The organism is uncultured Polaribacter sp. (genome assembly GCF_947497695.1).
Classification (GTDB): domain Bacteria; phylum Bacteroidota; class Bacteroidia; order Flavobacteriales; family Flavobacteriaceae; genus Polaribacter.
Genome location: NZ_CANMHM010000001.1, coordinates 379,416 through 403,441, shown reverse-complemented (window position 1 = coordinate 403,441; position 24,026 = coordinate 379,416). Strand labels below are relative to the sequence as shown.

Genomic DNA, 24,026 nt, shown 5'->3' with positions numbered 1-24,026 from the left:
CAAATTAAGCCGTAACTAATTTTGTTGCTTCTATATGTTTTACAACACGTGCTGCAATGTCTGATGTAGAAGAATTACCTCCTAAATCTACAGTTAAATTACCTTCTGCAGTAGTTGCTTGTATACCTGCAACAATATCATTAGCCGCTTCAACTTCTCCTAAATGTTCTAACATAATTGCTGCAGACCAAATTTGTCCAATAGGGTTTGCAATATCTTGACCAGCAATGTCTGGAGCAGAACCATGAATTGGTTCAAACATTGATGGAAAATCTTTTTCTGGGTTGATGTTACCACTTCCTCCAAGACCTAAACTTCCCATAATTGCACCTCCTAAATCTGATAAAATATCACCAAAAAGATTGGTGGTAAGAATTACATCAAACACCTCTGGTCTTAACACAAAACTTGCAGATGCGTTGTCAATATACATTTTATTAAACGCTACATCTGGGTATTCTTTGGCAACCTCTTCAATCACTCTATCCCAGTAGGCCAAACTGTTAATTAACGTATTCGATTTTGTTACATTAGTTACTTTACTTCTACGTTTTCTTGCCAATTTAAAAGAATAGTGTGCAATTCTTTCAATACCAAAACGTGTAAAAACACTGGTGTCAGTTGCAAAACCATGAGCATCATCTGGATAAAAAGTTTTACCACTTTGTACAAATTCCCCTTCATTATTTTCACGAACTACTACAAAATCAATATCTGCTTCTGTTTTTGTTCTTAAGGGACTTTTTAATCCTGAAAATAATTTTACAGGACGATAGTTTACATATTGTTTTAATTCTGAGCGTACTTTAAAAGTATAATCTCTTGCTGGCAAAGTATCATCTATTTCTGGTAAACCAACAGCTCCAAAATAAATAGCGTCAAATTGTTTTAATGTCTCTATAGCATTATCAGACATAAATTTGCCATGGTCTCTGTAATATCCTGCTCCAAAAGGAAAAGATTCTTTTTCAATTTTAAAACCATGTTTTTTAGCAACTGCATCTAAAACAGAAACTCCTGCAGGTACTATTTCTGCCCCAATTCCATCTCCATTAACTACTGCAATCTTGTAACTTTTACTCATTTTAACTTATTTTTGTATTAATTTTAATTTTTGTGCATTTTTGCACAGTATTAAGTTTATTTTTATTAAAAAATATATCTATAATAACAAAAATATGTAATATTTTAATGCAATAATTATGTATAATTAATTTTTTGCGCAAATATTTGCACAATAATCAATTTTATTTTGGCCAAAAACAATTTTTCTTCTAAACTAAACAACGTCACTTTAAAAGATATTGCTAATGAGTTACAGTTATCTGTTTCTACAGTATCTAGAGCATTAAAATCCCACCCTAGAATTGGTAAAGCAACCCAAGAAAAGGTAAAAAGAACTGCTGTTAGATTGGGATATTTATCTATTGATTTATTAGAAGAACAAAAAAAGAAAAACTCTACTTTAATTGGAGTAATTGTGCCTAAAATAAGTTACTATTTATATGCTATGGCTATTAGTGGTATAGAAAGAGTGGCTGAAGCTAATGGAATGCACATTATTGTTTGTCAATCAAATGAATCCTATAAACGTGAAAAAAGTTTGGTTGAAGAACTTTCTGCAATTGGTGTAAATGGTATTATTGCTTCTTTAGCCAGTGAAACTAAAGAGTTTCATCACTTTAAAAAAGCAAAAAAATCTGGAATTCCTGTTGTTTTCTTTAATCGAGAATGTAATGATGTTGTTGCTAACAAAGTTACTATAGATAATGAAAGAGCTGCTTTAGAAGCTGTAAATCACCTTATAACTATTGGTTGTAAGCGTATTGCTTATTTAGGTGGCCCCAAAGTTTTACAAATTAACAGGGATCGTGCAAAAGGATACAAAAAAGCGCTGTTAAACAACAATTTAGAAATTATTGATGATGATTTAGTATATAGTAATTTTGACAAAGAAAGCATTCTTTCTGCGGCTCGTAAATTGTTATTTTCTCCAATTCATCCTGATGGAATTTTAGCGTTTAGCGATCAAATTGCCATCTCAGTTATGTTAGTTGCTAAAGAAAGAGGAATAGAAATTCCTAAAAAATTGTCTATTATTGGTTTTAATAACGAACCTGTTGGCGAATTAATAAATCCATCTTTAACAAGTATTTCTCAACCCGGATTTCGAATGGGTGAAGAAGCTGCACAATTATTAATAAACGAATTAAAAAAACCAAGTATTCTTTTTGAAAAGAAAATTTTAAATTCCTTTTTAGTCATACGCAATTCAACCAATAAAAATAAAATTTAATCTTATGAAAATATTTTCTTTACCAAAAACAATTTATTCTGTTATTTTACTGTTGATATTTTTTGGATGTGCATCACAAAAATCATTTATAGAAAAAGATGGTTTTTTAAAAGTTGAGGCAGAAAATTTTCACCATCAAACCAACGATAGTATCAGAAAATGGTACATAATTGATAAAAATTTTAAAAGTAATTTAAAAGATGCTGATGCTCCTCATTCAAAATCTGCAAGTAAAAATAGATACATTGAAATTTTGCCAGACACGCGTCAAACGCATAATGATAAATTAATACGAAAAGAAAATTTTAATAATAATCCTGGAATGGCTGTTGTGCATTATAAAGTAAAAATTTCTACTCCTGGTAGATATTATGTTTGGGCAAAAGCTTTTAGCACAGGTCCAGAAGATAATGGTGTTCATGTTGGTATAAATGGAAAATGGCCAGATTCTGGAAAACGTTTGCAATGGTGCAAAGGAAAAAAAACCTGGTATTGGGAAAGCAAACAAAGAACTAAAGAAGTGCATTGTGGTATTGAAAATGCTATTTATTTAGATATTGATAAAGCTGGAGAGCATACCATTCAATTTAGTATGCGAGAAGATGGCTTTGAAATGGATGAGTGGTTAATGACTACAGATATAAACTTCAATCCAAGAAACAAAAATTAACTAACAAAAAAAGCTTAAAGTAACAATTCTTTAAGCTTTTTTATTTTTTATTAAAATTGATGAATACTAAATAATTCCTTGTGCTAACATGGCATCTGCAACTTTTACAAAGCCAGCAATGTTTGCTCCTTTTACATAATCAATAGAACCATCATCATTTTTACCATATTTAACACAAGAATCATGTATATCTTCCATAATATCTTTTAGTTTTTCATCTACTTCTTTACGCGACCAACTTAAACGCAAAGAATTCTGACTCATTTCTAAGCCAGAAGTAGCCACACCTCCTGCATTACTTGCTTTTCCTGGTGCAAATAAAATTCCTGATTTTTGAAAAGTATGCATTGCCTCTGGAGTAGAAGGCATATTTGCACCTTCAGAAATACACATACAACCATTATCTATTAAAATTTTTGCCTCTTCGCCATTTAATTCATTTTGAGTTGCACAAGGCAATGCTATATCACATTTAACAGACCACGGTCTTTTTCCTTTAAAATATTTTGCTGATGGGTATTTATCAACATACTGGCTAATTCGTCCTCTTTTTTTATTTTTTAGATCCATCACAAATTCTAACTTCTCTGTATCAATCCCTTCTTCATCAAAAATATATCCACCAGAATCAGATAAGGTTAAAACTTTTGCACCTAATTCTATAGCTTTTTCAGCGGCAAATTGAGCCACGTTACCAGCACCAGAAATAACTACAGATTTACCAGCAAAAGACTTTTGTTTTGTTTTTAACATATTATCTGCAAAATACACAGTACCATAACCTGTTGCTTCTGGTCTAATTAAAGAACCTCCCCAAGAAGCACCTTTACCCGTTAAAACACCTGTAAAAGTATTGTTCAATTTCTTGTACATACCAAACATAAAGCCAATTTCTCTTGCACCAACACCAATATCTCCTGCAGGTACATCTGTATTGTGCCCAATATGCCTAAATAGCTCTGTCATAAAAGAATGGCAAAAGCGCATAATTTCATTGTCGGATTTTCCTTTAGGATCAAAGTCAGAACCTCCTTTTCCTCCACCCATTGGTAAAGTGGTTAAAGCGTTTTTAAATACTTGTTCAAAAGCTAAAAATTTTAAAATACTTGCGTTTACAGTTGGATGAAAACGTAAACCACCTTTATAAGGGCCAATAGCAGAGTTCATTTGTATTCTATATCCTCTATTTACTTGAATTTCTCCATCATCATCTACCCAAGAAACTCGAAAAGAAATTAACCTTTCTGGCTCTACCATTCTTAATAAAATATTTTTTCCACAATAAATATCATTAGCCATAATATAAGGAATTACAGTTTCTGCTACTTCTTGTACAGCTTGTAAAAATTCTGGCTCATGATTATTTCTTGTTTTAACCATTGCCATAAATTCATTAATTTTAGATTTGATGCTTTTATCCATGTTTTGTTGTGATATTAATAAAACTTATCTTGTAAAGATAGCCGATTTTAAATATCACAAAATTAAAAATATCATAATATTTAGTTATAATTCTGTTATTTGAATCGATTTTAATTGTTCTCATTGTTTTCTTAATAAATACAACATAAAACTCTCTAAAAAAGATTAAATTTGTAGCTTAATTATTCTCATAAAGATGTTAGATAAAGTAAAAGAGCTTATTGGTGATGTAAAAGCATTTAATGCAACTACAAAGGAAGAAGTAGAAACTTTTAGGATAAAATACCTTGGAAGTAAAGGTCTTTTAAAAGATTTATTTGCTGAATTTAAAAATGTAGATGCAGAATTGCGTAAAGATTTTGGACAAGCATTAAACAACTTAAAAAAATCTGCCGAAAGCAAAGTTGCAGAATTGAGTGAATCTTTAGAAAACACTACCAGTCAAAAATCTTTTTATGGTGATTTAACACGTCCTTCAGAGCCTATTAATTTAGGTTCTCGTCATCCAATATCCTTGGTAAAAAACCAAATTATAGAAGTATTTAATAGAATTGGTTTTACCGTTTCTGAAGGCCCTGAAATAGAAGATGATTGGCATAATTTTACGGCTTTGAATTTGCCAGAATATCATCCTGCAAGAGATATGCAAGACACGTTTTTTATAGAACAAAACCCAGATATTTTATTAAGAACACACACTTCTTCTGTACAAGTACGATATATGGAAGAAAACCAACCACCAATTAGAACCATTTCTCCTGGTAGAGTTTTTAGAAACGAAGATATTTCTGCAAGAGCTCATTGTATTTTTCATCAAGTAGAGGGTTTGTATATTGATACTGATGTTTCTTTTGCCGATTTAAAACAAACACTTTTATACTTTACTAAAGAGATGTTTGGCAAATCTAAAATTAGATTACGTCCTTCTTATTTCCCATTTACAGAGCCAAGTGCAGAAGTAGATATTTATTGGGGATTAGAAACAGAAACCGATTACAGAATTACAAAAGGTACAGGTTGGTTAGAAATTATGGGCTGTGGAATGGTAGATCCTAATGTACTTAAAAATGCAAATATAGACCCAACAAAATACTCTGGTTACGCCTTTGGAATGGGTATAGAACGTATTGCTATGTTATTGTATCAAATACCAGATATTAGAATGTTTTATGAAAACGACAAGCGTTTTTTAGAGCAGTTTAAGAGTGTAATTTAAAAAACAAACCCATTCCAACCTTCCTAAAGGGAAGGAATTGTTGCAAAAAAATTCGTGAAAATCTGTGAAATCCGTGTCAGAAAAATGAAAAAAGATATCCAAATTCCAGAAGTTACAGGCGTTGAAATGGCTGTTGTTTATGAATTTAACGACCTTTATAAAACAGATGATTGGAATGTTTATATTATCAATAATAAAAACGTTGCTTTAGAAATGATGGTAATTGTTTCTCAGGGTTTTTCTGAAACAAAAACAACTTCTTTAATTCGTAAAAAGTTAGACAAGCTTCCTGCAAATTCTTTTGCTAAGATTGAGTTTATTCAGCCAGAATTATTTAAATTAAACAATCGTTTTCAAGTAACTTTTTTTGAAGGAAACACCTTGTATGAAAAAACGTTTATTTTTAAAGAAAACACTATTAAAGAAGGTGCTTTACGTATGATTAAAGAGATTAAAAAACGTGGAGTTTTGGTTGTTTAATTTTTTTACCTCTTTAAGTTCAAAAAATGCAAGTACTACAATTATTATAATTTCAACAATTATATAGATCCAACCCAAAAATGTAATAGTTTGGTAATGAAAAATTGCTAGAATGATTGATAGCAAGCTATACAATAAGTTCATCATTGCAATTCCTTTTAACAATAGTTTTATTTTATTTTCATCTTTCTGTTGATAACTGTAGAAATCGAAAATTGCAAAAAAGATGGGGAAAATTGCTAAAATATATAAAGCAGAAGGAGGTATTCCAAAAAAAGATTCTAGTTTTACCAAAACAAAACCCAATAAAAAAGCAGACAAAATAGCCCCAACACCATCTATAAAGAAAAGCTTCTTAGCATTTTTATAAAAATTGTTTGCTTCTTGTTCTAATTCCATATTCACTTTTTAAACTATATCTATCAACCAAAAAACCCAATAATCAAATACAAAACAACTGTAATTACACCACCAAATAATGCATAAGGCAACTGTGTTTTTACATGATCTATATGATCACTTGCAGAAGCCATAGAAGAAATAATTGAGGTATCTGAAATTGGCGAACAATGATCTCCAAAAACTCCTCCACCTAAAGTTGCTGCCACCACAATTGTAATATCTGCATTATGAATATTTGCCATTGGCACTGCAATTGCCAACATAATTGCAAACGTTCCCCAAGAAGTTCCTGTAGAAAACGCTATGAAAGAACTGATGATAAAAACAACTGCAGGTAATAATTCTGGTGAAAGCCATTCTTTGGTAGCATTTGCAACATAAATTCCGGTTTCTAATTCTTTACAAGCGTCGCCAATTGCAAATGCCAATAACATTAATAAAGCCAAAGGCATTAACTCACTAATTCCTTTTAAGGTTAAATCGATTGCTTCTTTTGGTTTTAAAATTCCTTGGATAAAATACATGGTAATTGCCACTAAAATTGCAGTAATTACTGCGTATAAAACAGACGATGAGCCAGAACCTTCTCCAATTGCTTGTGAAGCATGATTTAAAAATGATGTTGAACTTTTTACAGCATCCCAACCTGTGTAAATTAAGTTAATTGGCATCATTAAAACCATAGTTAAAAGAGGCACAATCATATTATAAGCTTTGGCTTTAATACCTTCTTTTGGTGGAAATGATGTAATTTCATCAGAAATCATGGGTTTAGAACCTTTGTTCATTAATAAACCTGTTTCCTTGGTTCTTTTTTCGGCTTTTTTCATCAAACCAAAATCTTTTTTTGAAAGAATGATAAAAAACAAAATTACGATGGTTAAAAGTGGATAAAAATTATATTTGATTGATGAAATCATCACAGAAAAAGGTTTGTCTATTTCTTGTGTTAACAATAACCCCATAATAAAAGCTCCCCAAGCATTAAAAGGAATTAAAATAGATGAAGGAGCAGAGCTAGAGTCTGCAATGTATGCCAATTTTTCTCTTGGAATTTTTAATTTATCAAAAATGGGTCTGTATAAAGTACCAACTGTTAAAGAAGAAATACTTGTTTCTACAAATAATAAAAGCCCTGTAAAAGCTGCTAAAATTTGCACCATTACTCTACTAAAACCTGTTTTTTTAGTTTCTAATTTTTTTAGTTTTTTGTTGATGATATTGATAAACCCTTCTACTCCTTTAGAATATTGAATAAATATCAATAAAGAACCCACCAAAGCACTAAACATAATGGTTCTTGTATTTCCTTTCGATTGAAAAACGTTTACCATTCCTTCAATCATTGCTAAAGTGCCTTCTAATGGATTCCAGCCTTTGATAATTAACCAAGAAAACCAAATTCCGAATAACAAAGCAATATATACTTGTTTGGTTCTTAAGGCTAAAATGATAGCAATAATTGGTGGTATTACTGATAGAAATCCATATTCCATAAACTATTTATTTAATTTTAATCTACAAAAGTTTCTTTTAAAACTGACTTTAATTCTTTAATTTCTGGTCTAGACATCTTTCCTAAACTTTTTACAACACGAGCTTTATCAACAGTTCTTATTTGATCTACAACAATAAAACCTACTTTGTTGTTGTGTTTTATTTCAATTCTTGTTGGGTAATTTTTAGAACTTGTTGTCATTGGTGCTACAATAATAGTTCTTAGAAATTTATTCATTTCATTTGGCGAAATAATTACACAAGGTCTTGTTTTATTAATTTCGCTACCAACTGTAGGGTTTAAATTAATTAAAATAATTTCATATTGTTTTAATTCCATTCTTCAAAAATTTCGTCTTCAAAAACATCATCAAAAAGTAATTTGTCATCGCCATTTTTTACCATTTCTTTAAAAGATTCTTCCCAATCTTTTCTTGGAGTTGATATTGGTTGAATTATAATTTTACCTTTTTCTAAAATCAATTGTACTTTATCTTTAATATTGTATTTTTCTAGAATAGTTTTACTAAAGCGTATTCCTTTAGAATTACCAATTTTTATTACTGAAACTTCCATAATTATCAATTTTGTTATTACAAAGTTATTACAATTTTTAAATATATCCTATTAATTAATTTTTTGGAAAGCATAAGAAGGCTCAATTTTGTAATTTAGTATTCTGTAAAGCAAATTTTATGGCTAAATTCTACAAAAAAATTACTCCAAGACTTCAAAAATTCATAAAAGAACAAAAAATATTCTTTGTGGCAACAGCACCAATTTCTGGCAGAATTAACTTATCGCCAAAAGGAATGGATTCTTTTAGAGTTGTTGATGAAAACCGTGTTTTATGGCTAAACGTAACAGGAAGTGGCAATGAAACTGCTGCACATTTATTAGAAAATAATAGAATTACAATCATGTTTTGTGCTTTTGAAGGTTCGCCAAATATTTTACGTTTGTATGGAACAGGCAAAGAAATTAAAGAAGGTGATGCTAATTGGAACGAATTAATTAAACTATTTCCAGAAACACCTGGAACACGTCAAATTTTTGATATTACTGTAGAATCTGCCTTAACTTCTTGTGGAATGTCCATTCCGTTTTTAGAATATAAAGGCGAAAGAAACGAGCTAAATGATTGGGCAACTGAAAAAGGAGAAAAAGGAATTAAACAATACTGGGAAGAAAAAAACCAAACTAGTATTGATGGTTTGCCAACAAATATTGTTTAATTCGTTTTTTATGTTTTATCTACTTTTTTGATACCATTTATAAAATCGTCTAAATCGCTATTATTTAAGACTAAACTAATAGCTTCTTTACAAATTAGTTTTGTTTTTTCTACTTTAAAATTTAAACCGATGGCAATTTTTTCCATTAATTTAACTTCAACAGATTTAACCTTTCCGTTTGCTAAAACCATTTTAGATAATCTGTATAAACGTTCTAATCTTTCATCATAACTTATTGGAGCGTTTATTGGAAATTTTTCTGGGTTATTTAAAATAGTGGTAAACTTATCTTCACTAATGTTTAAATTTTTACTAGCTTTAGTTAATAAAGCCTTCTCATCATCACTAATTATTCCATCTGCTTTTGCTATTTTTACAATATTTGCAAAATGGCCCATTTGTTGTTTGTGTTTTCCGCTAGAATATAAATCTGATATTGCCATTGTTTTTTATAAAAATGCAGAAAATGCATCATAAACAAAATTTAAAAGTAATTTTAGGGAAAAATTTAAGAAAATTTAATACTTATATTATATTTAAGAAAATTCTTAAAACAAGTATTTAAAAATATAAAAATGAACAACTTTACATTCTTTAACAGAGAAAATATTACTAAAGATTTACAAACTACAGAATTCGATATCCTAATTATTGGTGGTGGAATTACTGGCGCAGGTATTGCTTTAGACGCAGCTTCTAGAGGAATGAAGGTTGCTTTAATAGAAAAAAACGATTTTGCTTCTGGTACTTCTAGCAAATCTACAAAACTAATTCACGGAGGTTTACGTTATTTAAAACAATTCGATTTTTGGTTGGTAAAAGAAGTAGGGACAGAACGTGCAATTGTACATGATTTAGCACCACATTTAGTAGTTCCAGAAAAAATGCTTTTACCTTTAATTGATGGTGGTACTTATGGTTCTTGGTTAACATCTATTGGTTTAAAGGTATATGATATTTTAGCTTCTGTTGAAGGAGAAGACAAACGAAAAATGATGGAAAAGGAGGAAGCTTTAGAAAAAGAACCTTTGTTACCTAAAAGTATTTTAAATGGTGCTGGTTATTATGCAGAATATAGAACAGATGATGCTCGTTTAACTTTAGAAGTATTAAAAACAGCCTTAAATTATGATGCGAAAATTATAAATTATACAGAAGCTACTGAGTTTATTTACAAAGATAATAAAGTTGTAGGAGCTACTGTAAAAGATATTTTTTCTGATGAATCTTACAAAATAAATGCAAAATACGTTGTAAATGCAACAGGTCCTTGGGTAGATACTTTACGTCAAACCAATCATTCTAAAACAGGCAAACGTTTGCATTTAACAAAAGGAGTTCATTTAGTGGTTGCTCATGAAAAATTGCCTGTTAAACAATCTGTTTATTTTGATGTGCCAGATGGAAGAATGATGTTCGCAATTCCTAGAGGAAAAGTTACTTATTTTGGCACAACAGACACTAATTATCAAGAAGATAAAGACAATGTAAATACAAGCTTAGTAGATGCAACCTATTTAATATCGGCAGTAAATAATATGTTTCCAAACATTTCTATTTCTTTAGATGATGTACAAAGTTCTTGGGCAGGTTTGCGTCCTTTAATTCATGAAGAAGGCAAATCTGCCAGTGAATTGTCTAGAAAAGATGAAATTTTTGTTTCTGATACAGAACTAATTTCTATTGCAGGAGGAAAACTAACTGGCTACAGAAAAATGGCAGAACGTATTGTAGATTTGGTTGCTAAAAAGTACGAACGTAAGTACGAAAAAGAATTTGGAGAAATTAAAACCGAGAAAATAGCTCTTTCTGGTGGTGAGTTTGCAGATTTTAATGAAGTAAAAAGTTACATTGATGCTATACACAATAGAATTGCAGAGGTTGGTTTTGATGAAAAAGATGCTCAATATTTAGTATATAATTATGGGAAACAAACCGATATTATTTTACAAAAATATGATGATTTATCTTTACAAATGTCTGAAGAAGGAGAAGGTAAAAAGATGCTAAAAGCAGAAGTAGAATTCTCTATAGAACAAGAAATGACTTGCACACCAACAGACTTTTTTATGCGAAGAACTGGACGTTTATTTTTTGATATAAAGAGTGTAAACTTGTATAAAGAATATGTTTTAGCATTGTTTAAAAATGCTTTTTCTTGGGATGATAAAACTGCTATAAAACATCAAGCAGAGCTTGAAAAAAAATTAAAAGTTGCAACTACATTTGAATAAGAAAATAATTTTTACACACTTTCTCTCAATAAGTTTTTATATGCTTTTCTTAATTTAGTAGGATGGACTCCCAACTTGTATTGCAAGAAAACATATCCATTAATTGCATTAACTTTTAACCAAGAATTACCATTATATTTTCTGGCACTCACAGTTGCCTTAGACTGAATAATTTGATAAGCAATATTTTGTTTTCTAATTCTGTCTATCATTTCAAAATCTTCCATAATACAATAATCTTCATTGTAACCACCCAAATCTTCAAAAACTTCTTTGGTAAAAAACTGACATTGATCACCTGCTCCTGCAAAAATACCATCTCTTGTTGTTAGTCTACTATTTATATTTAATAAAAAGGATTCTCTATCAAACCTATAAGCAAAAAAACCTGCCTTATTTCCTTTTTTTACTGCTGCTTTTACTTGATTATAAAAATCTTCTGGCAATGCTGTATCAGCATGTAAAAACATTAATAAATCTCCTTTGGCTTTACTTGCTCCATAATTCATTTGAACTGCTCTTCCTTTTTTATTACTATCAAAAAAGGTAACTTTATCAAAATTATTACAAACGTCTTTACTTAGATCTGTTGTTTCAGGTGAATTAGAAATAATTATTTCTATCGGAAACTTGTTAGCTTGTTCGTTTAAAAACGACAAACTTTTTACTAGATTTTCTTGTTCGTTGTATACAGGAATTATTATACTTATTATCATTAATTAAACATACGTAAAATTTTATGAAACCCTTTTATTTAACACTATTATTTTTATCAAACATATTTGTTTACAGTCAAAAAAATATAAACTACGAGAAAGTTTCACAAGAATTATTAAAAAAAATTATTGATGAAAAACCTATCGATAAAGAAGTAAAAATATTAGCTAATAGTACATTAAATGAGTTGGTTAGTCAATTAAAAACCGATCAACAAAAAATAGCTTTTTGGGTTAATATTTATAATTCTTTTATACAAATTTCACTTTCTGATAATCCTAAATTATATGAAGATAAAGGAACTTATTTTGGTGCTAAAAGAATAAAGATTGCAGGAGAATTATTATCTTTTGATGATATCGAACATGGTATTTTAAGAAAATCGAGAATAAAATTGAGCTTAGGTTATTTACGTAAATGGTTTAGACCAAAATGGGAGCGTAAATTAAGAGTTAAAAATATTGATTGGCGAATTCATTTTGCACTGAATTGTGGAGCAAAAAGCTGTCCTCCTGTTGCTATCTATAACTCTGAAAGTTTAAATAAAGAATTCGATTTTATGACTACTGCATATTTAAAAGAACAAACTTCTTATTATACAGAAACAAAAACAGCAAATATTACTCCTTTAATGTCTTGGTTTCGTGCAGATTTTGGAGGAAAAAGTGGTGCTAAAAAAATTCTTTTTAAATACGGTATTACATCAGAAAAACCAAAATGCATAAATTTTAATAATTACGATTGGACTATTTTGTTAGCTAATTATAGAACAATACCAGAGTAATTTGTTAGTGAATTAATTAAAAAAGAATCAATGTCTGTTAAAGCTACCTCTGGATGTTTAATCCATTGCTACGTTTCTTATTGATTTTTTAAAAATTACGTTTCTTTTTCATTCGCTTCAATATCAGCAGTTAAATCTAAATTTCTTAAAGTTGGGTTTAAAGCACCAATAGTTACAACAGTTATTAAAGTCATGGTTCCACCAAAAACAACTGCAATTACAGGGCCTAATAATTTAGCAGCTAAACCGCTTTCAAAAGCACCTAACTCATTAGATGAACCTACAAACATAGAGTTTACAGAAGAAACTCTACCTCTCATATCATCTGGTGTTTTTAATTGTAAAATTGTTTGACGAATAACCATCGAAATTCCATCTGCAGCACCACTTATAAATAATGCTAACAAACTTACCCAAAAAATAGAAGAAAGACCAAAAGCAATAATACTAAGACCAAAAATAAAAACAGAAACTAGCATTTTTTTACCTGTATTTTTGTTGATAGGTATATACGTTGTAATTAACATGGTAACAATGCTACCAATAGAAATAGAAGCATTTAAAATACCAAAACCTTGAGGACCTACTTCTAACACATCTTGAGCAAAAACGGCTAAAATGGCTACAGTTCCGCCAAATAATACTGCAATCATATCTAAGCTTAAAACACCTAAAATTACCTTGTTGTTAAATACAAATTTTACACCTGCCTTTAAACTTTGCATTACTGGTTCGCCAATTTTTGTGTTTAAAATAGGTTTTTTACTGATAAAAAAAGTAAAAAATAATGATAAAATTACTAGAATAAAGACCAAACAAAGTGTCATATCAACACCTATCCAACTAATAAAAAAACCACCAAATAACGCTCCAGAAACAGAAGCTGTTTTCCAAGTACTAGTACTCCAAGTTGCAGCATTATGATATATTTTTTTAGGAACTAATAAAGCAACCAAAGAAAAAATTGTAGGTCCAAAAAAAGAACGTAAAAATCCGCCAAAGAAAACCAATGCATAAATAGTGTATAAAACTGAATTTGTAGACCAATTACCAACAATACTTTCTGATGTTAAAAAAAATAATCCCAAACTAATCAAAGAAAAAGCAGCGGTACAAAGTGCCAATAAATTTCTTTTTTCTTTTTGATCTACAATATGACCAGCAAATAACGCCATTGAAAATGCAGGAATAATTTCCATTAAACCAATAATACCTAAAGAAAGTGGGTCTTTTGTTATAGAATATACTTGCCATTCTATAACAATAAACTGCATAGACCAACCAAAAACTAAGAGGAATCTTACAAATAAAAAAATATTGAATTCTTTTATTCTTAGTGCTGCATAAGGATCATTTTTAGCCATTCTAACTCAATTTCATGTCCATTAAAATGGCAAATGTTTGGTTAATATCTTCTTCTTTTACAACAATTGTCATTTCATTTGTGGTAGAAATAATTTCTTGTAAAGGGATATCTGCCCAAGCCAATTGCTTTAAAATAAAGTAATAAATACCAGATTGTGCTTGGTTTTCTTTTGGAAGTTTTATAGTAATAGAAGCTAAATCTAAAACATTAGAAATTAGTGTTTCCTTCTCAAAAATATCATTTACAAAAGGTTGTAAATTTTTACTAGTAACAATATTTGTTTCAAAAATCCCTTGAGAAACTGTTAAAAAATAATCAGAGCTTTCTGATGATTTCATTAAAATTTTTGCAATTTCTTTTAATAGAGAAGTGGTATTTTTAAAAGTAAAATCACACAAATCAGACCTTACAATTACATTCCCTAAATCTAATGCTAATTTTTTTATGTTTTTTCTGATGCGTAATTCACTTGCAGGAGAAAGTCTGTTAATTGCCATCATAACAGCACCCACTTTTACATCTTTCTTTAAAACTGAAGAAACTTCTGGTAAAATAATTCTTGCTAAAGAAGAAACATTGATTAATTTTTCATTTAAAGCTTCTTCAATAAAAGGTGTTTTTCTAATGGTACTTTCTACAACTTCTTGTATTGTTTTCATTGTAATTGTTTAATATTATAAACTAATGTTCAAAAATAAACAATTTATTGCAATTAGCTACATTTAATAGAAAAAGCTAAGAATTTTAAACTTATTAGTCTAAATTATCTGTCAAATTTTTAAATTCTTTTTTTGGATTTTTGTTATCATATAAAATACTATAAACAGTGTCTATAATAGGTGTGTTAGCATTATTATCTTTTGCTATTTTAAAAGCACTTTTTGTTGCATAATAGCCTTCTGCAATCATACTCATTTCATGTTGTGCAGATCTTACAGTATATCCTTTACCAATCATGTTACCAAACATTCTATTTCTACTAAAAGTAGAATATCCTGTTACTAATAAATCGCCTAAATAGGCAGAGTTATTGATATTCCGTTTCATTTTATGGACTTTTTTAATAAAACGTTTCATTTCTCTAACAGCATTGCTCATTAAAACTGCCTGAAAATTATCTCCATAACCTAAACCATGAGCAATTCCTGCTGCAACAGCATAAATATTTTTTAACATTGCAGCATATTCTGTACCAATAATATCGTCAGAAATCTTGGTTTTTATGTACCAACTTTGTATTGATTTTTCTATAAATTTTGCTTTTTCTTCATCTTCACAAGCAATTGTTAAATAAGATAAACGTTCCATAGCAACTTCTTCTGCATGACAAGGACCTGTAATTACACCAATATTTTTTAAAGGAATATTATATTCTTTATTAAAATGCTCACCAATAATTAGTCCTGTTTCTGGCACAATCCCTTTAATTGCAGAAAAAATAGTTTTATCTTTTAAAGAATACTTCAGTTTTTTTAATTCGCTCATTAAAAAAGCAGAGGGAATTGCAAAAATAAGTACATCATAATTTTCTACGGTGTAATTTATATCACTAGACAAATCTAATTGACGTGCAAAAACTTCTGCAGATTGTAAATAATTAGGGTTATGATCATTTTCTTTGATGTGTTCAATTGCTTGTTCACTTCTCATGTACCAACCAACTGTCTCTAAGTTTTCACTTAACATTTTTACAATAGCAGTAGCCCAACTTCCACCTCCAAATACCGCTATTTTTTTCTGATTGCTCATTATAAATATATTTTAAAAATTTCAAAAGTAATAAAATTAGTATCTTTTGATGATTGCATTTGCTAATTATTATATTTGTGAAGTTACAAAACCTATTTATAAAAATTTACATTTAGTAAAAAGACTACAGTTTTTCACAAAATATAATTTATTAAGACCATATAAATGAATGTACAATTAATTAACAAATCGAAACATGCAACACCAAATTACGAAACAGAAGGTGCAGCAGGAATGGATTTAAGAGCAAATATTGATGTGTCAATTACACTAAAACCTTTAGAGAGAACCATTGTTAAAACAGGTTTGTTTATAGCTTTACCAATTGGTTTTGAAGCACAAGTAAGACCCAGAAGTGGTTTGGCTGCTAAAAAAGGAATTACGGTTTTAAATTCTCCTGGAACTGTAGATGCAGATTATAGGGGTGAAATTGGTGTAATTTTAGTCAATTTATCTAATGATGATTTTATAATCAATGATGGAGAAAGAATTGCTCAATTAATTATTGCAAAACACGAAAGAGTAAATTGGCAAGAAGTTACTGTTTTATCTGAAACAGAACGTGGTTCTGGTGGTTTTGGAAGTACTGGGGTTTAATTAATTTAACTTGTATATTAGATCTCAATATAATTTCAGTTTTTCATCGAAATTAATCGAATTGACAATGTAAAAATAATAAAAAAACAAAATTATGATTTTAGGTGTTTGTGATTGGTTGAGTACAAAAACAAATTTTACAGCAAAAAATATTAGAATTTTATTTGTGTTGTTAGTTTTATTAGGTGGTTTAGGTATTGGTTTTTACTTTATTCTTTGGTTGGTTAAAGTACTTTCTGGGGAGTAGGTAACAGGGTATAAATCCTTAGAAATTATCATTGATTCTTAAAAGAAATATCTTAACTAATAGAACTTGCTTACTCTATAATAGAATTTTTAATTCTTAGTTTTATTTACTTTTGGGTAAGATTTTTTCATCTTATTTATACATATATTTAATTTGTATTCTAAAATTAAGTAATTTTTAGAATTTAACCTTAACTATTAAAAATAAATTTCTTGAGCTAATCTAAACGTATTTGCATGGGCATTTATAATGGTTTTAATATCTGGAGAATAGCCTCCACCCATAGAACACATTACAGGTATTTGCAAATTAAAACAAGTTTGTAAAACAAAACGATCTCTTTCTTTACAACCAGCTAAAGTTAACGATAATTTACCCAATTTATCTGTTTCTAAAACATCTACACCACACAAATAATAAATAAAATCTGGTTTTTCTTGGTTGATGAGTTTTGGAAGTGTTTCTTTTAATATTGATAAATATTCAGCGTCTTTTGTTCCATTTTCTAGGGCAATATCTAAATCTGAGACTTCTTTTACAAACGGATAATTGCCTTTGCCATGCATAGAAAAGGTAAATACAGTAGCATCGTTTTTAAAAATTTCTGCGGTACCATTTCCTTGATGAACATCTAAATCTACAATTAAAACTTTACCAACTAAACCTTTACTTTGTAAATATTTTGTACCAATTGCTTGGTCATTTAAAATGCAAAAAGCTTCTCCTTTGTTAGAAAAAGCATGATGTGTTCCACCTGCAATATTCATTGCAATTCCGTTTTTTAATGCAAATTCAGATGCTTTTAGAGTGCCATCTGCAATTATCATTTCTCTTTTAATAAGTGTTTCTGATAAAGGAAAACCTATTTTTCTTGCTGCTTTTTGACAAAGAGTTATGTTTAATAAATCAAAAAAATATTCAGGTGTATGAACTGTAAAAAAATGTTTGTTATTAGGTATTTGGGGTTCAAAGAAGTTTTTTTTTGTACACGTTCCTTCGTAAATTAATTGCTGAGGTAAAAGATCATATTTTTCCATCGGAAAACGATGTCCTTCTTTTAATGGATGCTTATAAATTGAATGATGTGCTATTTTTAGCATTTTTGAGTTTATAAAGAAATATAATTTCCTTCATGAAGTTCAGTATAACCACATATTTTTTGAAATTCTAAAATTCTAACTTGTGAAGATGTTGTAGGTATATTAGTAGGTAAAGCAATAGAAGGGAAAGGAGGAAAACATATTAGTCCAGCTACAAAGTATCCCGAAAAATCAATACCTTTGCTTTTAAAATCATTTATTGTTGAAGCTATTTGTTTTAAAGCTTTTTTACGATGATTTTTCTTACGTTTAATAAATTTTTTTCTTGTTCCTGATTGAATTATTTCTTTCAATTCAATAAACCAGATTATTTTATTTTTAGTGACTAATGTATCACACTTTTTAATAGTGGTATCTTTAATTAAACAAGCATCTACAGCAACAAAAATTATTTGTTCATCATTCGTATTTTCAACAAAACAGGTTGCTCCCTCTGAATTTAATGATGTTAAACATTTTCCATTTAAAGTGTCTTTAATAAAAAAAGAGTCCTTGAGAGTTTCATGACAAGAATCACTAGTTAAATTCGGGTATTTTTCTGTTAATTGATTAATCATTTATTGAAGCTATTTCTTTAAAATCATCCATTATTATTTCGGAAACTTCGTCAATCATCGTATCCTCAATTAAACCAATTTTACTATTAAAAATCTTTCTTACTTTACCATTTTTAACCTCATATGCGTCAAAATTTAAAGGATTAACCCAACTTTTAGAACTAATAACTTTATTTATTTTTTCTTTATTAACTAAACCCTTTTTGTGAGATAATAATAAATTATTTACACTACTTAAAATATAAGGGCTATGAGTAGTTATTATTAAGTTTTTAGATTTTATATTATTATTTGTTTCTAAACAATTTTTTGTTAAGTGTTTTAATAATTGATATTGTGCTTCAGGAAAAAGATTTAGTTCTGGTTCTTCAACTACATAATTTAGATTTATATAATTTTTGTTTTTAAAAGAAATTTCTAATATTAATAATAGAGGTAATAGAGTTTGAACACCAGATGAAGCTTCACTTAAAAGTATTTTTTGATTAGTGTTATGATAAATGTACGATTTGTTATTTATTCTTTTAAATCTTAAATTTCCTGCAATTGAAAGATCTAATTCCTTTATCTCTTTTTCTGCTTTTTCGTATTCTTGAGCAGCAAAAGTTATATGATTTGGTAATTTTACTTTATTGTTAAGTAAGCCTGCTAAATTATCACTAATTAATGGAAGTAGTGTCCTTTCAGCGGGAATGTACATTGAGTCTAAAGGAGTTATAAAAGGAATTAAATTATTAATTGGAGAAAAAAGTTTATTAAGATTTTCTAAGTTAAAGTCTAATTCGTATAATTCAAGAATAGTTTTAGCAAAATTTTTAGTATCGTCTTTTAATTTAGATATTAAATCCTTTTTTAGTCCAAAATTTTTATCCTTTAAAAGTTCTCTATTAAGAATATCTAATTTATCATCTAAAGCTATTGTAATTAGCATTACATTTAAAATAGCATTAGCAACTTTTATGCTTTGAGGATTTATTGCTTTTAATTCTCCATATATTCCAACATAATCAAGTTTTTTTTCACCTTTTTTACTGTCATAATCAAAGTTGAATAATGGTGATTGATATTTTATAACAGTATTGGTTTTTACGTAAGATAAAATATTATATTTTATAAGCTCATCTTTAAAGGAATAATCATCATTTTTTCTAAAATTAAAATCATTTAAAATTGTTATCAATTTAGCTAAAGTACTTTTCCCAGAAGATTGTGGTCCAATGAAAATCATAAAGTCCTTAACTTTTAATTTAGCCTTTTTAATAGGTCCAAAATTTTCTATATAAAGTGTGTTATTTGCCATAATAATATTAAATAAATATAAAGATTTATTCTAACTTACCTGCTCCCCATTTTTAACCTCTTTTGTAGGACCTACAAAAGCCAATTTTCCATCAGTTGTATCTGTCATTAAAATCATACCTTGGCTTTCTACACCACGTATTTTTCTTGGTGCTAAATTTACCAAAACAGACACTTGTTGCCCAATAATATCTTCTGGCGAAAAACTCTCTGCAATACCAGAAACAATCGTTCTAGTATCAATACCAACATCAACCTTTAACTTTAAAAGTTTTTTAGTTTTTGCTACTTTTTCTGCTTCTAAAATAGTACCAATTCTGATGTCTAGTTTGGTAAAATCATCAAATTCTATAGTTTCTTTTTGTGGTTCTACTATTTTATTTTCTTGCTCATTTGCTAATTTTGTAGCTTGTAATTTTTCTATTTGAGCTTCAATTGTTTTGTCTTCAATCTTAGAAAATAATAATGCTGCTTTGTTTATTTGATGATTTTCTGCTATTAAAACATCTTTACCAGTAATATCTTCCCAAGAAAGACATTTATCAATATTTAAAATACCTTTCAATTTTGCTGAAGTAAATGGTAAAAATGGTTCAGAAACGACTGCTAAAGCTGCAGAAATTTGCAAAGCAACATACATTATTGTTTGTACTCTTTCAGCATCTACTTTTATAACTTTCCAAGGTTCTTCATCAGCTAAATACTTATTACCCAATCTTGCTAAATTCATTAATTCTTGGCTTGCTTCTCTAAAACGGTATCTTTCTATAGATTTACCAATAGTGTTTGGAAACTCTTTTACTGCTGCTAAAACATCTTCATCTATTTCTGTAAAATCGTTTGGAACAGGAACAATTCCGTTGTAATATTTGTTAGTTAAAACAACAACCCTGTTTATAAAATTTCCAAAAATGGCAACCAATTCATTATTGTTTTTTGCCTGAAAATCTTTCCATGTAAAATCGTTGTCTTTACTTTCTGGTGCATTTGCAGTTAATGTATAACGCAAAACATCTTGCTGATCTGGAAATTCTTCTAAATACTCATGCAACCAAACTGCCCAATTTTTAGAGGTTGATAATTTATTGCCTTCTAAGTTTAAAAATTCGTTGGCAGGTACATTATCTGGTAAAATATAATTTCCATGTGCTTTTAACATCGAAGGGAAAATAATACAGTGAAAAACAATATTGTCTTTTCCAATAAAATGTACCAGTTTGGTATCCTCTTTTTTCCAATAATCTTCCCAATTTTTAGCTTCTCTTGCTGCCCATTCTTTGGTAGAGGAAATGTAACCAATTGGTGCATCAAACCAAACATATAATACCTTGCCTTCTGCATCTTTTAAAGGCACAGGAATACCCCAATCTAAATCTCTAGTTACTGCTCTTGGTCTTAAACCATCTTCTACCCAACTTTTTACTTGGCCATACACATTTGGTTTCCAGTCTTTTTTATGGCCTTTTAAAATCCATTCGCGTAAAAAATCTTCATGTTTGTCTAAAGGCAAAAACCAGTGTTTTGTTTCTTTTACAGTAGGTACATTGCCTGTAATTGCAGATTTTGGGTTGATTAAATCTGTAGCATTATGGCTTGTTCCACAGTTTTCACATTGGTCTCCATAACTTTCTTCAAAACCACATTTTGGACAAGTTCCTACAACAAATCTATCTGCCAAAAATTGGTTTGCTTCTTCGTCATACAATTGTGCAGAAACTTCTTCTACAAACTCGCCCTCTTTATACATTTTTGTAAAAAAATCTGAGGCAGTTTCATGATGAATTTTAGAGGATGTTCTAGAATAATTATCAAAAGAAATTCCAAAATCTTCGAAAGATTTTTTAATAATTCCATGATATTTATCGATAATATCTTGAGGCGAAACTCCTTCTTTTTTAGCTCTCATTGGTATGGCAGCTCCATGTTCATCAGAACCAGAAATATAAGCCACATCATTACCCGTTAAACGCAAATAACGTGCATAAATATCTGCAGGAACGTACACGCCTGCTAAATGCCCAATATGTATTGGACCGTTTGTGTAAGGTAAAGCTGCTGTAATTGTATATCTTTTTGGAGTACTCATCCTATTTCTCTTGTTTTTACTACTAATTTTTGAAGTGCAAAAGTACAAAAAACCGAGTTTTAAAAGACATTGAAAATAAATACATTTACTAGAGATAGATTTTTATACGATTAGAACCGAGAAACAAGACTTAATTTTGATGAAAAAAGGTCTAAAATTTTAATTCTGATGATTTTTTTATCGACAAAACAACCATGTTTTTTAGGAATTATTCATCTTCAAAAATTTCTCCAACTGTAAATTGTAAGTCAGGAAAAATATAACTTTTGGCAGTTTCTTCTGCAATTAGTGGTTTTAAACCGATGTAAATTCCGTTTTGTAAAATATACCTGTGAATTGTTTTATACACATAATCTACAATCCAATATTCTTTTACGCCATTTTCTTCAAACAATTCGTATTTGTTTTTCATTTCTGTTTTAGAATTACTGGGTGATAAAATTTCTATAATTAAATCTGGTGCACCAATACAACCACGTTTGTCTAGTTTTTTAGAATCACAAATAACACATAAATCTGGCTGAAATACAGTAATAATATCTTCGTCTTTTGTAGAGTTTTTTCTTTTATCAACTAAACGAACATCAAAAGGGGCAATATAAACCTCACAAGAAGATTTATGAAAATGATTCACAAAAATTCTACCCAATTCTCTTGAGGTAACTTGATGATTTCTTGCAGGAGCAGGAGACATTTTAAAAACCTTTCCTTTTAAAATTTCTATACGCTCTTTAAAACGCCATTTTAAATAATCTGCGTACGTATAAATTTTATCGTATTCAATTGCTGGTTCTTCAACACTATTTTCCATGGCTTGTAATTTTTATAAAGTTACAATTTTTTTAAATAAGCACATAATAGTTATTATATTCCTATTTTTGAATTCTGATTTAGTTTTACTATGAAAAAGACTGTATTCCTTTTATTATTGATGAGTTTCTCTTCTATAAAAGCCCAAGAAAAATTAAAAACACCACCTTATTTAAAAGTTGGAGATACTATTGCAATTGTTGCTCCTGCAGGAATTTTAAAAAACAGAAAAGAAACCATCAAAAAAGCAAAAAAACTAGTAGAAAGTTGGGGTTTAAAAGTAGTTTTAGGCAAAAATATCTTCAACCAAAACAACCATTTTGCAGGCACTGATAATGAGCGTTGCCAAGATTTTCAAGATGCATTAGACAATCCAAATATAAAAGCTATTTGGGCTGCTAGAGGAGGTTATGGCTCTGTTAGAATTTTAGATTTATTAAACTTTACAAAGTTTAAACAAAACCCTAAATGGATCATTGGTTATTCTGATATTACTGCGTTTCACAATCATATTCATAATTTAGGCTTTGAAACGATTCATGCAATGATGGCAACAAGTTTAGAAGAAAAATCAGAAGAAATTATTGAAACAATTTCATCTTTTAAAAAAGCGCTTTTTGGCAAAAATTTGACTTATAAAATTACCTCTTCTAAATACAATCGTACTTCGTCAAACTCAGTACAAGCTACATCAACAGAAATAAAAGGGCAAATAATTGGTGGAAATTTAGCAATTTTAACCTCTATGCTGGGTTCTGAGAGTCAATTATCAACAGAAAATAAAATACTTTTTATTGAAGAAATTGGCGAATATAAATATGCTATAGATAGGATGTTACAAAGTTTAAAACGTGCCAATTATTTTACAAAAGTAACTGCTGTAATTATAGGAAATATGAGTGCTGTTAAAAAAAATTCTACAAATTGGGGGAGTTCTATAGAGCAGTTAATTTTAGATGTTGTGCCAACAGATATTCCTGTATTTTTTGATTTTCCTGCAGGTCATGAAGCAGATAATAGAGCATTAATTTTTGGGCGAAATATTGCGTTAAAAGTAAGTAATTATCAGTATGCTGTTGTTTTTGAAGAATAAATGTAATTTCCTATTGCTAAACCTTACCAGTTTTTTTAAAAAGTGTAAGGTCTTTTAATTAGTTTTTTTGAAGGAGCAAACGCCTACTTTTTAAAAAATGATGCACTCTAAAATTTTGCCACGAATTCACGAATTATTTTATGATTTAGTCTAAAATAATTTTACAAAT

The 24,026-nt window shown here is 29.1% G+C and carries 26 protein-coding genes; 10 read left to right on the top strand and 16 right to left on the bottom strand.

Translation table 11 applies throughout. The features are described 5' to 3' along the window. Positions 1-4: 4 nt before the first annotated feature. A complete protein-coding gene (locus Q0731_RS01840) occupies positions 5-1,084 on the bottom strand; it encodes an isocitrate/isopropylmalate family dehydrogenase (protein ID WP_299059099.1) in 1,080 nt (359 codons plus the stop codon). Positions 1,085-1,252: 168 nt separating this feature from the next. Here Q0731_RS01840 and Q0731_RS01835 point away from each other — a divergent pair, with 168 nt between their 5' ends. Together Q0731_RS01835 and Q0731_RS01830 are read left to right on the top strand one after the other, a co-directional pair. Further along, entirely contained in the window at positions 1,253-2,296 is a 1,044-nt protein-coding gene (locus tag Q0731_RS01835) for a LacI family DNA-binding transcriptional regulator (RefSeq protein ID WP_299059098.1), read from the top strand. Between the two features lie 4 nt (positions 2,297-2,300). Next, positions 2,301-2,966 (top strand): hypothetical protein, encoded by a 666-nt coding sequence (locus tag Q0731_RS01830; RefSeq protein WP_299059097.1) that lies wholly within the window; start codon positions 2,301-2,303, stop codon positions 2,964-2,966. Between the two features lie 66 nt (positions 2,967-3,032). Here Q0731_RS01830 and gdhA read toward each other — a convergent pair whose 3' ends face one another. Continuing rightward, positions 3,033-4,376, bottom strand: coding sequence for an NADP-specific glutamate dehydrogenase (gdhA, locus tag Q0731_RS01825; protein ID WP_299059412.1), 1,344 nt, complete (start codon positions 4,374-4,376; stop codon positions 3,033-3,035). Positions 4,377-4,584: 208 nt separating this feature from the next. Between gdhA and pheS the strand changes: the two genes are divergently transcribed. Both pheS and Q0731_RS01815 read left to right on the top strand, forming a co-directional pair. Continuing rightward, on the top strand, positions 4,585-5,604 hold the full coding sequence (gene pheS, locus Q0731_RS01820; protein WP_299059096.1) for a phenylalanine--tRNA ligase subunit alpha: 1,020 nt from the start codon (positions 4,585-4,587) through the stop codon (positions 5,602-5,604). A gap of 84 nt (positions 5,605-5,688) precedes the next feature. Further along, on the top strand, positions 5,689-6,084 hold the full coding sequence (locus Q0731_RS01815; protein ID WP_299059095.1) for a hypothetical protein: 396 nt from the start codon (positions 5,689-5,691) through the stop codon (positions 6,082-6,084). Here the strand turns inward: Q0731_RS01815 and Q0731_RS01810 are convergent. The 4 genes from Q0731_RS01810 to Q0731_RS01795 are packed head-to-tail and all read right to left on the bottom strand — an operon-like array spanning position 6,037 to position 8,559. Continuing rightward, positions 6,037-6,483 carry a hypothetical protein gene (locus tag Q0731_RS01810; RefSeq protein WP_299059094.1) on the bottom strand — a complete coding sequence of 149 codons (447 nt, stop codon included), beginning with the start codon at positions 6,481-6,483 and terminating at the stop codon, positions 6,037-6,039. The two genes, Q0731_RS01815 and Q0731_RS01810, sit on opposite strands and share 48 nt — an antisense overlap. A gap of 23 nt (positions 6,484-6,506) precedes the next feature. Then, a complete protein-coding gene (locus tag Q0731_RS01805; protein WP_299059093.1) occupies positions 6,507-7,982 on the bottom strand; it encodes a Na+/H+ antiporter NhaC family protein in 1,476 nt (491 codons plus the stop codon). A 17-nt stretch (positions 7,983-7,999) separates the two neighbouring features. After that, on the bottom strand, positions 8,000-8,323 hold the full coding sequence (locus Q0731_RS01800; protein WP_299059092.1) for a type II toxin-antitoxin system PemK/MazF family toxin: 324 nt from the start codon (positions 8,321-8,323) through the stop codon (positions 8,000-8,002). Beyond that, complete coding sequence (locus tag Q0731_RS01795) at positions 8,314-8,559, bottom strand: AbrB/MazE/SpoVT family DNA-binding domain-containing protein (RefSeq protein ID WP_299059091.1); 246 nt, start codon at positions 8,557-8,559, stop codon at positions 8,314-8,316. Before Q0731_RS01795 ends, Q0731_RS01800 begins: the two co-directional genes overlap by 10 nt. A 119-nt stretch (positions 8,560-8,678) precedes the next feature. On the opposite strand from Q0731_RS01795, the gene Q0731_RS01790 reads away from it, so the two are divergent. Next, on the top strand, positions 8,679-9,218 hold the full coding sequence (locus Q0731_RS01790; RefSeq protein ID WP_299059090.1) for a pyridoxamine 5'-phosphate oxidase family protein: 540 nt from the start codon (positions 8,679-8,681) through the stop codon (positions 9,216-9,218). An 8-nt stretch (positions 9,219-9,226) separates the two neighbouring features. On the opposite strand, the gene Q0731_RS01785 is transcribed toward Q0731_RS01790, so the two are convergent. Continuing rightward, complete coding sequence (locus Q0731_RS01785; protein WP_299059089.1) at positions 9,227-9,661, bottom strand: TerB family tellurite resistance protein; 435 nt, start codon at positions 9,659-9,661, stop codon at positions 9,227-9,229. 132 nt (positions 9,662-9,793) lie between these two features. Between Q0731_RS01785 and Q0731_RS01780 the strand changes: the two genes are divergently transcribed. Then, positions 9,794-11,452, top strand: a complete 1,659-nt coding sequence (locus Q0731_RS01780; protein ID WP_299059087.1) for a glycerol-3-phosphate dehydrogenase/oxidase — start codon at positions 9,794-9,796, stop codon at positions 11,450-11,452. Between the two features lie 11 nt (positions 11,453-11,463). Here Q0731_RS01780 and Q0731_RS01775 read toward each other — a convergent pair whose 3' ends face one another. Beyond that, positions 11,464-12,168: a TIGR04283 family arsenosugar biosynthesis glycosyltransferase gene (locus Q0731_RS01775; RefSeq protein ID WP_299059085.1), complete on the bottom strand. Its 705-nt coding sequence runs from the start codon at positions 12,166-12,168 to the stop codon at positions 11,464-11,466. A 23-nt stretch (positions 12,169-12,191) separates the two neighbouring features. Here Q0731_RS01775 and Q0731_RS01770 point away from each other — a divergent pair, with 23 nt between their 5' ends. Beyond that, positions 12,192-12,953 carry a DUF547 domain-containing protein gene (locus Q0731_RS01770; RefSeq protein ID WP_299059083.1) on the top strand — a complete coding sequence of 254 codons (762 nt, stop codon included), beginning with the start codon at positions 12,192-12,194 and terminating at the stop codon, positions 12,951-12,953. A 95-nt stretch (positions 12,954-13,048) separates the two neighbouring features. Here the strand turns inward: Q0731_RS01770 and Q0731_RS01765 are convergent, their stop codons facing one another. The 3 genes from Q0731_RS01765 to Q0731_RS01755 form a co-directional block, all read right to left on the bottom strand. Next, positions 13,049-14,317, bottom strand: coding sequence for an MFS transporter (locus tag Q0731_RS01765; protein ID WP_299059081.1), 1,269 nt, complete (start codon positions 14,315-14,317; stop codon positions 13,049-13,051). Between the two features lies 1 nt (position 14,318). Beyond that, positions 14,319-14,978, bottom strand: a complete 660-nt coding sequence (locus Q0731_RS01760; RefSeq protein ID WP_299059079.1) for a hypothetical protein — start codon at positions 14,976-14,978, stop codon at positions 14,319-14,321. Between the two features lie 94 nt (positions 14,979-15,072). Continuing rightward, positions 15,073-16,068 (bottom strand): NAD(P)H-dependent glycerol-3-phosphate dehydrogenase, encoded by a 996-nt coding sequence (locus Q0731_RS01755; RefSeq protein WP_299059078.1) that lies wholly within the window; start codon positions 16,066-16,068, stop codon positions 15,073-15,075. A 165-nt stretch (positions 16,069-16,233) separates the two neighbouring features. Between Q0731_RS01755 and dut the strand changes: the two genes are divergently transcribed. Together dut and Q0731_RS01745 are read left to right on the top strand one after the other, a co-directional pair. After that, positions 16,234-16,665, top strand: coding sequence for a dUTP diphosphatase (gene dut / locus Q0731_RS01750; protein ID WP_299059077.1), 432 nt, complete (start codon positions 16,234-16,236; stop codon positions 16,663-16,665). A gap of 94 nt (positions 16,666-16,759) precedes the next feature. Next, a complete protein-coding gene (locus Q0731_RS01745; protein WP_299059075.1) occupies positions 16,760-16,912 on the top strand; it encodes a PspC domain-containing protein in 153 nt (50 codons plus the stop codon). 197 nt (positions 16,913-17,109) lie between these two features. Here the strand turns inward: Q0731_RS01745 and Q0731_RS01740 are convergent, their stop codons facing one another. From Q0731_RS01740 to Q0731_RS01720, 5 genes are all read right to left on the bottom strand, one after another. Then, positions 17,110-18,012: a histone deacetylase gene (locus Q0731_RS01740; protein ID WP_299059073.1), complete on the bottom strand. Its 903-nt coding sequence runs from the start codon at positions 18,010-18,012 to the stop codon at positions 17,110-17,112. Positions 18,013-18,020: 8 nt separating this feature from the next. Further along, positions 18,021-18,569 carry a hypothetical protein gene (locus Q0731_RS01735; protein WP_299059071.1) on the bottom strand — a complete coding sequence of 183 codons (549 nt, stop codon included), beginning with the start codon at positions 18,567-18,569 and terminating at the stop codon, positions 18,021-18,023. Then, on the bottom strand, positions 18,562-19,869 hold the full coding sequence (locus Q0731_RS01730; RefSeq protein ID WP_299059069.1) for an AAA family ATPase: 1,308 nt from the start codon (positions 19,867-19,869) through the stop codon (positions 18,562-18,564). The genes Q0731_RS01735 and Q0731_RS01730 overlap by 8 nt, the downstream gene beginning before the upstream one ends. Before the next feature lie 30 nt (positions 19,870-19,899). Further along, positions 19,900-21,954, bottom strand: a complete 2,055-nt coding sequence (metG, locus tag Q0731_RS01725; protein WP_299059067.1) for a methionine--tRNA ligase — start codon at positions 21,952-21,954, stop codon at positions 19,900-19,902. 208 nt (positions 21,955-22,162) lie between these two features. Then, on the bottom strand, positions 22,163-22,765 hold the full coding sequence (locus tag Q0731_RS01720) for a Uma2 family endonuclease (RefSeq protein ID WP_299059066.1): 603 nt from the start codon (positions 22,763-22,765) through the stop codon (positions 22,163-22,165). Between the two features lie 90 nt (positions 22,766-22,855). Between Q0731_RS01720 and Q0731_RS01715 the strand changes: the two genes are divergently transcribed. Continuing rightward, on the top strand, positions 22,856-23,857 hold the full coding sequence (locus Q0731_RS01715; protein WP_299059065.1) for an LD-carboxypeptidase: 1,002 nt from the start codon (positions 22,856-22,858) through the stop codon (positions 23,855-23,857). The last annotated feature ends 169 nt before the right edge of the window (positions 23,858-24,026 follow it).